At 52.4% G+C, this 11010-nt stretch carries 22 protein-coding genes; 2 read left to right on the top strand and 20 right to left on the bottom strand.

What is annotated here, in order from left to right:
- Window positions 1-18: 18 nt before the first annotated feature.
- From P353_RS08050 to P353_RS07945, 20 genes are all read right to left on the bottom strand, one after another.
- A complete protein-coding gene (locus tag P353_RS08050) occupies window positions 19-249 on the bottom strand; it encodes a hypothetical protein (RefSeq protein WP_131667127.1) in 231 nt (76 codons plus the stop codon).
- Window positions 250-656: 407 nt separating this feature from the next.
- Complete coding sequence (locus P353_RS08040) at window positions 657-845, bottom strand: hypothetical protein (RefSeq protein WP_034367645.1); 189 nt, start codon at window positions 843-845, stop codon at window positions 657-659.
- A 55-nt stretch (window positions 846-900) separates the two neighbouring features.
- The gene (locus P353_RS08035) at window positions 901-1164 is read right to left on the bottom strand and encodes a hypothetical protein (protein ID WP_034367642.1); all 264 of its coding nucleotides are present in this window, start codon (window positions 1162-1164) and stop codon (window positions 901-903) included.
- Window positions 1165-1257: 93 nt separating this feature from the next.
- Window positions 1258-1812: a M50 family metallopeptidase gene (locus P353_RS08030; RefSeq protein WP_034367639.1), complete on the bottom strand. Its 555-nt coding sequence runs from the start codon at window positions 1810-1812 to the stop codon at window positions 1258-1260.
- 356 nt (window positions 1813-2168) lie between these two features.
- Entirely contained in the window at window positions 2169-2636 is a 468-nt protein-coding gene (locus P353_RS08025; RefSeq protein WP_034367636.1) for a hypothetical protein, read from the bottom strand.
- Between the two features lie 43 nt (window positions 2637-2679).
- Window positions 2680-3174, bottom strand: a complete 495-nt coding sequence (locus tag P353_RS08020; protein ID WP_157839553.1) for a hypothetical protein — start codon at window positions 3172-3174, stop codon at window positions 2680-2682.
- A gap of 94 nt (window positions 3175-3268) precedes the next feature.
- Complete coding sequence (locus P353_RS08015; protein ID WP_157839552.1) at window positions 3269-3607, bottom strand: hypothetical protein; 339 nt, start codon at window positions 3605-3607, stop codon at window positions 3269-3271.
- 13 nt (window positions 3608-3620) lie between these two features.
- Window positions 3621-3851 carry a hypothetical protein gene (locus tag P353_RS08010; RefSeq protein WP_034367627.1) on the bottom strand — a complete coding sequence of 77 codons (231 nt, stop codon included), beginning with the start codon at window positions 3849-3851 and terminating at the stop codon, window positions 3621-3623.
- 47 nt (window positions 3852-3898) lie between these two features.
- Complete coding sequence (locus tag P353_RS08005) at window positions 3899-4378, bottom strand: hypothetical protein (protein WP_034367623.1); 480 nt, start codon at window positions 4376-4378, stop codon at window positions 3899-3901.
- Window positions 4379-4525: 147 nt separating this feature from the next.
- On the bottom strand, window positions 4526-4756 hold the full coding sequence (locus P353_RS29095) for a hypothetical protein (protein ID WP_157839550.1): 231 nt from the start codon (window positions 4754-4756) through the stop codon (window positions 4526-4528).
- A 16-nt stretch (window positions 4757-4772) separates the two neighbouring features.
- Window positions 4773-5180 (bottom strand): hypothetical protein, encoded by a 408-nt coding sequence (locus tag P353_RS08000; protein ID WP_034367621.1) that lies wholly within the window; start codon window positions 5178-5180, stop codon window positions 4773-4775.
- A gap of 11 nt (window positions 5181-5191) precedes the next feature.
- Window positions 5192-5425: a hypothetical protein gene (locus tag P353_RS07995; protein WP_157839549.1), complete on the bottom strand. Its 234-nt coding sequence runs from the start codon at window positions 5423-5425 to the stop codon at window positions 5192-5194.
- Window positions 5426-5835: 410 nt separating this feature from the next.
- Window positions 5836-6111: a hypothetical protein gene (locus P353_RS07990; RefSeq protein ID WP_034367616.1), complete on the bottom strand. Its 276-nt coding sequence runs from the start codon at window positions 6109-6111 to the stop codon at window positions 5836-5838.
- 350 nt (window positions 6112-6461) lie between these two features.
- Window positions 6462-6692, bottom strand: a complete 231-nt coding sequence (locus P353_RS07980) for a hypothetical protein (RefSeq protein ID WP_034367612.1) — start codon at window positions 6690-6692, stop codon at window positions 6462-6464.
- 14 nt (window positions 6693-6706) lie between these two features.
- Entirely contained in the window at window positions 6707-6964 is a 258-nt protein-coding gene (locus P353_RS07975) for a hypothetical protein (protein ID WP_034367610.1), read from the bottom strand.
- Between the two features lie 348 nt (window positions 6965-7312).
- Window positions 7313-7741: a GIY-YIG nuclease family protein gene (locus P353_RS27500; RefSeq protein ID WP_052084783.1), complete on the bottom strand. Its 429-nt coding sequence runs from the start codon at window positions 7739-7741 to the stop codon at window positions 7313-7315.
- 161 nt (window positions 7742-7902) lie between these two features.
- Window positions 7903-8244 carry a hypothetical protein gene (locus P353_RS07960; RefSeq protein ID WP_034367604.1) on the bottom strand — a complete coding sequence of 114 codons (342 nt, stop codon included), beginning with the start codon at window positions 8242-8244 and terminating at the stop codon, window positions 7903-7905.
- 16 nt (window positions 8245-8260) lie between these two features.
- Window positions 8261-8449 carry a hypothetical protein gene (locus P353_RS07955; protein ID WP_034367601.1) on the bottom strand — a complete coding sequence of 63 codons (189 nt, stop codon included), beginning with the start codon at window positions 8447-8449 and terminating at the stop codon, window positions 8261-8263.
- An 18-nt stretch (window positions 8450-8467) separates the two neighbouring features.
- Window positions 8468-9025, bottom strand: a complete 558-nt coding sequence (locus P353_RS29505) for a hypothetical protein (RefSeq protein ID WP_198529038.1) — start codon at window positions 9023-9025, stop codon at window positions 8468-8470.
- Window positions 9025-9684 carry a site-specific integrase gene (locus P353_RS07945; protein WP_034367598.1) on the bottom strand — a complete coding sequence of 220 codons (660 nt, stop codon included), beginning with the start codon at window positions 9682-9684 and terminating at the stop codon, window positions 9025-9027. Before P353_RS07945 ends, P353_RS29505 begins: the two co-directional genes overlap by 1 nt.
- A gap of 502 nt (window positions 9685-10186) precedes the next feature.
- On the opposite strand from P353_RS07945, the gene P353_RS07935 reads away from it, so the two are divergent.
- The gene (locus P353_RS07935; RefSeq protein ID WP_034367592.1) at window positions 10187-10498 is read left to right on the top strand and encodes a type II toxin-antitoxin system HigB family toxin; all 312 of its coding nucleotides are present in this window, start codon (window positions 10187-10189) and stop codon (window positions 10496-10498) included.
- A gap of 11 nt (window positions 10499-10509) precedes the next feature.
- A complete protein-coding gene (locus P353_RS07930; protein ID WP_034367852.1) occupies window positions 10510-10884 on the top strand; it encodes a helix-turn-helix domain-containing protein in 375 nt (124 codons plus the stop codon).
- Window positions 10885-11010: the final 126 nt, after the last annotated feature.

Here is an 11010-nt window from a genome sequence, read left to right as displayed (position 1 = left end):
AGTAGCGCCTGGTTCAGCTTAACCAGGCTCGCCATCTTTTGGCTTTTGCTGCTGTTGCCTACGTTCTGCGGCTTCAAGATCTCGCTTCTTTTCCGCCTCATTGGCACGCGCTCTTTCAAGCCGCTCTTCTGCCATAGCTTCTTGCCTAACACTGCCATCGCGTCGATTGCAAAAGCTTTCCGTCTCGGAAATGCATTCAGCTCTGGCAGCTTCATATGCCGCACGGGCTTGTTCTACATCTTTACTCATGGTGTTGTCCTCCTTGTTTGTTCGGTGGACGGGTCACTCTACAGAATCAGGCGCGCGAGCGCTGCGCAATACGGAAAACGCTATGCAATAGTAGGCCTTTGTGGACAAACTGCCCCTTCCAAAGAAGGTAGGACAGAGTTTTCGCATGCGAAAAAGAGATCATGCGCAGTGCGCAGCATAGCTCTCCAGCAGCCAACAGGCTGCGCCTTCAATGTCTCCTCAACTTCGGAGACGGTGAATCTTCCCTGGCCACGATGACCTTTAGTGTCACTTCTATAACGAGCATCAAGAGTGCAATGCATCCGACCAGTAGAAATGCATGCAACACAGGCACACCACCCGGCATGTCCTGTGCTACCAATTCAAGAGTACCCCAGATCTGCTGCCACATCAGAAATGCATTCCTTCTATCTGAACATTACCTTGTACGGATCAACACCCGTAAGCATGCGCGCGATCCAACCGGAGGCAGGTAGGCTGACAAAGAACATCGTCAGCATGATCAACACATAAGGAACATCAAATGCAGCTTGTGTGAAGAACACAGCTGCCCACAATACAAATGCAATGCTGACGGAAATTGTTCGCTTCCACATACCCAGTTCCTTCTCCCTGTCTTCCCCGCAACTCTCTCATCGCGTCACAAACCTCTTAAACAACAGACTCACGCTGGCCGTTTGCCTTGATGAGTTCGACCAGCTGCTCTCGGTCAATCGACCAACGCTCAATGGTCGATGTCCCCGTGCCCTTGTATGCGTTGTTGTGCTCAAACTGGATTTCCAGCATGACTGCTTCCTTGCCATGTGGCACGAGGACAATTTCACGCGATGTGTCAACGTGCGTGCTAGATGTCTCATGAAAGTAGTCCACCAATTTGAGCTTGCCGCTCGGTGCTGGATCTCTAGTAACTGCCATGTGATCTCCTTGTATTACTTTGCGGTAGCTTCTGGTCCAGTGGCATCGCCTCGGTGGCTTGGCGCTTGGCGATGTTCATGTGTGTTTGCGCATTCAGTTGCGCTCCGCATGTATCTGTTCCAGCTTATACATATCTTCAACAATAAACTTGTACGTTTCCAAAGTTTGCGCAGGAATTTTCGGTATTTGCTGTGCGACCCTGTGCAAAGTTTCACGACCATTAATCAATCGGCTTTCCTTCAGCAATTCTGCTATTTGCTTTACGTATTGCCAAACCTCGTCCTGTTTAAGGTGCCTAAGTGCGAGTCCAACGTAGTATTCAAATGCCCATTCCTGACCAATTTCAGAAAGATGTATGTTGGCATCTTGCTCATCACCTTTATACCCAAGCAATGCTTCCTGTCTGTCCTCTCCATAAAGGCTCTTGCAATGCAGATAGTCAGCTGCCATGCCAGATGCTAGGGTCATGATTGTGCCAACCCTCGCGGCCACAGCCATGGACATGGGCGTTTGCCACGCTGTATGCCCTTGACCATTTTCCGAAGCTTCGATAGAAATCTCTGTGACGTGAAACCCGCATGACATGGCCATCACAGCGTGGCCAGCTTCGTGATATGCAGTGATTTCGAGCTGCGATCTTTGTGTCATTTTGCTTTCACTGATGCTCTAAAGCGGAATCCTGATCTTATGCGTAGGTCTACTCTTGAAGCCAACTCGCACTGGTCTGGTGAGTCACTGTTTCTCCATCGACAGCTGCCGTAACCACGGCCTCACAATACCCACCCAACTCGACTGTCACGCCACACATTGCTGCCGCATGAGCTTCGCAATAGTTCGGGAAGACTGCGACATCTACGCGTCCAGTGCGGCTATTGAAGCTCACGCGACACGGACCTTCGTGCTCTTCAGAAACATCCGACCAAGCGACACCACCGACCCAGGTTTCGCCACTTCCGGCAATTACTCGTCTGGAATATTGAGGCATGGTGATAGTGCTCCCTTGATCAAGACTTGAGACTCTGGGCACTGATGGCCTTCTCACGCTCAACGCCGCGAAGCAGTTTTTCCAAATCTGCAATTCGGTCAAAAATTTCTTCGGCGCAGGCCTGCGGACAGACTGGACTGATTGCAAAGCTGTGAAGCCGCTCAATAGTGCTGGTCAACACGTTCAGGCGATCAGTTGTCAGGAGAATCGCACCGCTGATGGATGTCACAACATCCATCGTGGTGGGCTGGCTCTTTCCAGCCTGCTCTTCTTTTGGAGTGGGTAAGGTGTGGTTGAACCAATCTTCATGTAGCCCAAGGTCTTGAGCCAGCTTGCGTGCAGCAGCCTCACCAAAAGGGTGAGCTGAACTGGTCATCTGGGATACGCGTGCCTTGCTGATGCCAGTGGAACGCACAAATTCAGCTGCTCGCCCGTAATCATGGTCAATGAGGTAATTTAGGCGGGCTTTACGGTGTGCATCATTCATGGGTTATTTCTCTAAATCTCTGGATCAAACAGAAGTGCATTTCTTAGTCCCAGAATAATGCGAGTGCAACCGCCCCCAGACCAATCAAACCCATTCCAAAACCGAACCAAATTTTGTACCAATCAGAAAGCAGTAGTTCATCTGAAACTAAGCCCGTAACCACAACACCCACGCCCAAAAAAATTGCGACGATACCAACTGACTTAATTCTCGCCTTACGTTGACCCGCAGGGCTTTCCTTTTCAGCGCGAATCGCTGCATCCATTTCATCAGCGATTGCTTGAATCTCTGGATTGTGAAATTTGGCACCTTGCCATTCTTTAGCTGTGACGTATGCCCATGAAATCAGTACCAAGCCAGCTCCCAAGCAAAGCACGAACGGCCAATGACCAAAATTCCAAAGTGCGGTCTGAATGACAACTTCGCCATCTTTTTCAAGAGTCGGCATGTTCAGGCCTGTGCAGCCCAGAAGAACAAGCAGAACGCCGATCATAAATCGGCCCCCTGCCACTCGAAAAATCCAAGCCCAAATACTCATGATGGCTTTCCATTCAGCCCGCCAAGGCAATACGGCCCCATCCCCTGCGCAGGGGAAGTGCTCCATTTTTTCTCGCGCATCGTGCCTTGATCGATCATTTGTAGCTGTCTTGATCTCGCGCCTGGGCGTTCAAATCATCAATTGCTGCATCGGACAGAAGGACGCGCAGATCAGTTGAGCCAAGCATCACATAGTCGTCCGAAATCTCATTGCAACCCGCCTCTTCAAGCAACTTCGTTGCCTTCTTTGTGAGTCGCTTGGGCTTCTGTCCCATCCCAAGCACCAGGACATTGATAGCTTCAATTGTTCGCAAATCAAATTTGCGCACCGATCCATTGGCAACGGAAAAGCCTGCTTCCCGCAACTTCGCTTCACTCTCTTCGAGATCGCGCTGCAGTTTCAGCAAGTGACGCTTTGCAGATGAGGGGGTCATCGATGTTCCTTGCTTACTCGGTGATGGCTTCCAGGCCATCCCATTCAATGACTGCACAGCGAATGCCCACCCCGGCCAACACACGAAGAGCCTGTTCGGGCGTGTCGAATGAAGAGCGCCCATTGGGCCGCATGAGTAAGGCATCGTCGCTAGTGACACTCCACCCGCTCTCCAAATGGAGGATTCGCAGCGTGTCAGGGTCAGCAGCTTGCACGAATGCTTTCAACAATAGCTTTTTCTTCATGTATCTTTCCTGCCTCCTTCAACTCTTCCTGTCGCGCTCTTTTTTTCTTATTGGTGACGTACAACGGACATCCGGTACTCTGCGCCACTGCCATCGATGGCAATGCGTGTCTCTGTGCCAGTGGACACAACTTTCTCAATGTGTTTTTGCCAACCATCACCTGTTTCGATGTCAACAACTACGTGCGCTGTGTTGTCTGCGTTGAACCGCACGACCGTAGCAAAAATTGAGAATGCATCGGGCACACCGAACTCTTTACTGATGACCGGCGTGCCTACGAGTGACACTAAAGCACGCGATTTGACGAAGGCATTTGATGCGCTGTATTTCGCAATGGAAATGGTCGCTTGCGGTAACGTTTCAGCGTCTTGCCATACCTGGTTTGCGCAAATCAGCGTTTTCGAGAAACGACCGCCGAAGGTTCCATTGCTCACATGGGCGCAAGACTCTCCCTCCACCTGTGCGGCATGAACAGCGCTCACGGTCGCAGCAATCAATGCCACCGTGGCAACCGTCTTAACTCGCATCCAACTTCTTTTCATTGACTATCCCTGTCTGTCGATCTTCAAATTATCACTGGCCCGTGCTCTCGTGCTATAGGCCTGCCGTCCTGGCGGCCTGTAGCACGTTCTTCAGAACGCTTCTTGGGGTCTACCGATGTGTGATTTCCTTTGTCAGCTCAGGGGTTGGCTATCTGCTCGCCACACCGTCAGCATGTGCTCAAACCAGCCAGGATCGAGACTATTCACTGCATAGGGAATCGAATCATCTGGGCAAAGCTCGCGCATCCGGCCTGATGCCAGGGCAACATAGCGGCGCTCACCACCAGACAGGACCCCAGTGCGGTCATAGTTGCCAGCCCATGCTTCACGGGCAATTTCGTCCAAGTGCTCAAGTTGAGTCATTCTTCTTTCCTTGATGTCAAAATGAACTAGCTAATTTAGCCAAGATGGCGCGGGCGTTAGCTTTAGCTTCTTGTATGCCGCCATGCATTCCTCGTGAATCATCTTCAAGCATTCCAACGTCTTGCAGAGCTTTTAGCGATTTGTACATTTCTTCGGCTGCGGCGATCTTGTGAGCTTCTTCGCTTGTGCAGTTCAAGAGCATAGGCCTGCTCAGACCTATTAGATGGTGGTACGTAGGCCCCATTCCCTGCGCGGGGCTAACGCTCCATGTAATGTGCTCGCCATGGCCTCTCAGCCAGCTTTGGCACTCTTCATAGCTGCCGGTAAAGCTGGTGCTAAGAATCCAAGCGGTGAATTTACCGTTATGGTTGTCATCAAGTCGAACGGGGTTCATGGTGGCTTTCGGCGCATAGGTGTGCGTCATGTTTTCCTTCTTTATCGCTGGCCGTTTCGCACAGCCTCAATGTCGGCGTAGCTCTGTCCAGCCTCAAGCATCAGCACCGGCCATTTGGAGCCGTTCGGACAACGTGTAATCAGCGAAACTTCAAGGCCCAAATTCTCAATCTGGCGTTTCGCTGCGGCCATGATCTTCATGGCTTCTGCTTGAGCAGCTTCAATTGCTGCCCCGGCTTGCTGACCAACTTCGGCCTGGATTTGTTCAGTAGACATGGCTCTCTCTAGTTTCGCGGGCGAAAGACGGAATTCCTTGATTGCTCGTTTGCTAGGTTGGGTAGCAAGGGGCATTTGCATACTCTCGTGCAGTCACTAAAGCCCATGCGAGCAGGATTGAACTAACTGCACCCATCAAGACACACTTCCACATCGCATAAGGCCACAATCTTGATTGAAAGAGCCATTCCCCGTTGATGTAATCAGGAGCTGTCAAGAAAGTTGCGCTGGTATAGCCTAGAAAGATCATCCCCAAGGTGAATCGAAAGAACGTGTATCTAAAAAAGGCTGCAAAAGGGTTCATTGTTTTCTCCTTAACGGCTCGCAACCGCACCTGTCAACCAAGCTTGTGCCTGTGCCTCGATTTGATCTGAGATTGCCCGCGTCACATCGCCCGCTGGTTTCCTTGATTAAGCACTGATGGATGCAGCCACATAGCGCTGCACCAGCTCAAACACTTCACGCGCCGACTTACTTGGCGCTACATCACCGCCCATCCCCGGCTTAGAGGGCGGCATCCAAACATCGAACGAATCGCCATTCCGATACTTTGCAAGTGGGGAGCGCTTAATCGTGATCCACTTTCCGCCTGGAAGATCAATCGTCAAGCTCTCTTCTCTGGCACCTGCTGTGACTTTCACTTGAGTGCCCAGCGTTGCCAAATCGGCTTTTAGTGCTGCAATCATGAGATTGATGTTTTCCTATCTGGTGCGGTGGTTATCGGCTGCTTTGCCGACGCACTACCTGTGCAGGCAAAAATTTCTGGGGTGGTGCCGGGAATGGCTCACCAGTCACAACATCACGGGTCATTCCGATCATGACTAACTTGCCACGCTTACCCCTTGCAACTGCTTGGGTCACAACGTACTTGGCAGCGCCAAATCTAGGCCGAAGGTAGTTCAGGTGCATTGACTTCAGCGGTTCTTGCCCTATCAGATATTGGTACTCATCCACGATCAGAGGGGCCTCAGCGCCTCGCTTCTCTGTGGGGCGTATCTTTCCTTTTCGGCTAGAGACTTTCATGGCTTTCCTTGATCTATCCGTTTAACTGAGTAAATGCGACAACCAGGCCGGAAGCGCTCACCAGGAACGACAGCAAGCAAGACGGGGCCGCATTCCTCGCTTGATTGAATCCAATGATGAAGCTGACCATCGAAGCGACCACGCAAATTGCGCGATTGATTTCCGCAGGAGCTGGGCCAACTCCAGCGAACAGAACGGCCCCGCTCAAGATGAAGACAACCCATGCGCCGAATTTTGTCGCCATGGTGTTTTCCTTGGTCACAGTCCTAAGAAGTTCGCAAGCTCGATCACATCGGTGGCTGTGTTTGGAATGCCCACACCGACAGCCTCCAATGCATGCTGATTGGCTTCGAAACTCAGGCTGCGAGCCTCGGGATCACAAGACCACCGTTCAAAGGCTATCGCTTCAAATTTCTGATCGCCGCGTTCACGCTTCAGAGGACTTTCTGCCAGCAATACTGCGGCCTCCACGAGGGACGTAAATTCTGCGTCTGTCTTCGCCTTAATCGTCTTCATCTTGGTTCCTCCGTGGAAGCTTTCAAATCTGCAGTGCAAAGACCCAAGGCTTTGCGTTGCCATGTTTTCCTTGCAGACTCAGCGACCCCAGAATGGGTAGTCGCAAAGGTCTTCGTTGTTCTCTATCTGCTCATACGCGCTGGCGTATGACGGCCAAGTAAGCCACGCTGGATTTTCACGACTGGTCAATGGATACCAGAATGCCGCCCCGATAGTCCGGCGTATCGTGAAAGCATCGCCGGTCTGCAGCACGTTGTAAGTACCCATCTCCAGATCAGTACCAGATGCGAAGCGCTCAGGCCTGCGGGGGAGATGCACAGTGTCTGCCATGTTGGTTTCCTCGAATATCTAGGCGCTAATGTCATCGCCTCGTTGATGGGCTTCATACAGTTTGCGCATGTCCATTTTTAAAAATCCGATACCGGCACTGGCCCAGTCTCCCTCGATGAATTCCTCAAGGACTTCAAGGCAGATGGTTGTTGTGTCATAGCACATACGCTCAAACTCGTCGAAGTCTTCTGGCGGAGCAATCAGGAAAAACTCACGTCTACGATTTATCCGGTGATCTGCAAGTCGGTTGTGGGCGATGCGCTCGGCTCTACGCATATCGTGAACCCACCAAATTGCGCTGATATTCATGGGAGTTGCAGTAGCCGTCGTGTGGAGCTGCATCACTCTCTTAAACGGATTTTTGCTAAGCCCAACTTTGATCTCGTTGTGCAACCTGTCATTCCGAAAAATGTAGATGTAGCCAGCCTGTGAAGTTGAATCGGACATATGACTTCCTTGATCGTCAAACCTATTCGCCGTGACCAGCCAGCCAGCGTTTGCACGCCTCGTAACTACCCGTATAGACGGTGCTGAAGATCCAGGCTGTGTAGACGCCATCGCCGTTGGATTCAATGCGTACTGCCTTCATGATGTGTTCGGTCTTTCGCTCACTTCTGCGAGTTGGCCAGCATCGACAGGGCCATGCTCCTGAATCGAATCGCGGCAGGGCCACTTGCCCGTGATGGGATGATGATTTCAAGCACAGCTTCCAGAGTCACATCAAACCATCGAACATCGGCCCCGACCTCGCTCCATGCCAATACCTCATTGATGTAATTGACCGACGCCACCAACACGTCGTCTGTTTGACCAGCTGCGGCGATCCTTCGCTCGTAGCAGCGGGCACATTTCTCAAAGGATGCCGCAACAGTCTCAACAAGGTCGGTGGAGGCACTTCCTGTTGTTGTCCTAGCAAGCTGACGGCAGGCATCTGTTAGCGACTGAGCCATGTGTTTTCCTATGCAATCAGTTGGGCAGATGCACAACAGTCAGAGGCTTGCCGGTGCTCTGCAGAATTTCATCGACTGTGGCTACATGCAGCTTGGCAGCGGCCTTATCCAGCGTTCCCGCCACATAGAGCGGCTGACGATCGCTCACGCGCTTTTTCAGCACTTCGGCCATGTCAATCACTGGTTGTTCGTTCGTCTGTGTCATGTCTGGGTTTCCTATCACTCAATCAATGCTGGGTGCAGGAATATTCGAGCCCTTGGCTCTTGCGGCCTTCAGCGCCTTCGCGTGTGTGTTCCATGCCTCCCATACCGCTGCTGGGCGATGCTTCCCGTCAGAGTCAGCCTTGGGCAAGAGTTCAGGCCCCTTAAAGCCGCACGCATCACAGATTACAAACGATGTTCCGGGGTGGAGTTCAGAAGAAAGGCGTTTCGACTCGCCACATTCTGGACAAGATTCGAACAAGTTTTGCTCGGCCATGGTTTTCACTTTCTGAGATGCTAGGAAACTCCATTTTGGTGCATTTAACGCACCTGTCAAGGCCTTTGTTGCTCCCTCCTTTCTTAGAACTGGCCCCCAGTCCTCAATGACGTAAACCGCTCCATCCTTCTTCAAATTCACACGAGCTTGCTCTACAGCCTGCTCTAACAAGGCGGTAATCGTTTTTTTGTCCAAGCCTGTCGCTGCAGCGATCTGAACAAGCGTGTTGCTGCCCGCATCTATTGCCCCCAGCACTACCAGCATGCGGCGAAGGTCGCCCTTTGGGTACATTGGTGCTGTCATTACACTGCTCCCGCAACGATGCCGATCAAGTCGACTGGATCTGCCTCCACAAGCCGCTTTACTGTGGTCACGCTCTGTACTCCCAAAATTTCGGCAAGATGCCGGTAGTCGTAGCCCCTACGGTACAGCTTCGTAGCAAAAGTGCGGCGCGCAGATTGGGCTGACCCTCCCTCGATGCCCGCATGTGCATGCAGCCTGCTGATATACGCGCCCAACGCGTTGCACGAATAGCTCACAGCGCCAGATGGCAGCGCTTTTTCTGTCAGTCCATAGGCTGACCCTGCCTCAGTCAAAAAAATCGCACTGGCGGGGTCTAGGGCGCGATATGCGCCATGTTTGACTGTGACCCCTTGCTTATTTGACTTCCGCCAAGCAAGGTACTCGTCCAAGGCGTCGCATACGCGGTGATTTGTCCAATACAGTGGGCGCGGCACGCCGTTGTGGGCTACTTCTTCGCGCACCCGGCTTTTCTCGCGCACAGTTCCGTCCGCATTGAGGTAATCGGCCACGGTCAAGCAGGCCAGCTCAGTGACACCCAAGGCGGTGCCGTACAACGTCAGCAGCAGCGCCTTGTCGCGCGTTGGCACACGGCTGTATGCCACTGTCGCTTTCAGCATGTGCTCAAAGTCTCGGTCGCTCACGACCTGGGGTTTAGCCATCTAGCAATTCATTGAAGTTGCGAATTCCCAAGATATTACCCGAGCTATCCAGGTCTTGGCGGTCTGCAGCCCTGCGCCTGGGCCACATCAAGGAAAGTGCGCAACCAAGGCACGCAGGGGCCGCGCTGCCAAAACTGCCCGCGTCACAACGCCTTTTTTGGGAAGGTCTTCGCATGGATAAAAGTTTCACCTATACGTAGGGCAGACACGTTGTCTGCGCATGTTCTCAGGAGCCTTCTCATGCGCAATACCGCCCTATTCCTCGCCCACATCACCGCCCTGGTGCTCACGACCGCAGGAGCCGCTGCAGCCGTCATTGCAGCGTCCGCACTGCTGTGCTTCGTCCTGGCCTAGCCATCTTTCCTTGGTCAGGTCATCCAATGTATTCACGCGTGCGGATGGATATCGTGCGTTTTCGTATGCAAAAACGCAATCCATCTGAAGAGTGAGGGATTGTCTTGAAGAACTGGCGGTAGTCCCAAATTGGGACTATCATGGACGCATGCACATTGTTTCACGGGCTATCTTGACCGCCTTCTACAGCCAACCTAGATATGCCGATTCCCGTGATGCAATAGAAGCGTGGTTCGAAGTGGCGACAAAAGCGCAATGGCGCTCGCCTGCAGATGTGAAAGCCGCATTTGGCAATGCCAGCATCGTTGGCAACAACCGTGTGGTCTTCAACATCAAAGGCAACGACTATCGCCTCATTGTCGCCATCGCATACAAGATGCAATGGGCCTACGTGAAATTCGTAGGCACGCACAAGCAATATGACGCAATCGACGCTGCAACGGTCGATAATTCGAAATGAAAGGAGCCACCATGCAAATCCGCCCTATCCGCTGCGAAGCCGATTACAAGGCCATGCTGGCTGAAGTCTCGGCACTCATTGACCTTGACCCCGATGCCGACTCGCCCGAAGGCGAGCGCCTGGAGGTGCTGGGCCTGCTGGTCGAAGCATACGAGGAAAAGAAGTTCCCCATTGCAGCACCTACCCCGATTGAAGCCATTAGATTCTGCATGGAACAAGGTGGGCTGACCGTGGCCGATATGAAGCCCTACATTGGCTCTCCTAACCGCGTGTATGAAGTGCTCAACGGTACTCGCCAGCTCTCGCTGGCCATGATCCGTCGCTTGATGACGTTGGGCATCCCAGCGGAAGTCCTGGTGGGGCATGAAGACCCGGTGCACACCTGAACCTACTTCCCTTTAAACCCCAAAAGCTGTCCCAGGACAGCTTTTTTTTCGACCCTACTTTTTTGATCTTTCCGAGGTCGGCGCTGCAGCGCGAGGAAACTTGGCGAAGTATGCCGTCATGGATAA

It is taken from the genome of Comamonas testosteroni, from assembly GCF_000761245.1.
In the GTDB taxonomy this organism is placed as follows: domain Bacteria; phylum Pseudomonadota; class Gammaproteobacteria; order Burkholderiales; family Burkholderiaceae_C; genus Comamonas; species Comamonas testosteroni_C.
Note: the sequence above shows the minus strand (reverse complement) of the source record. Positions and strands in the feature narration are given on the sequence as shown.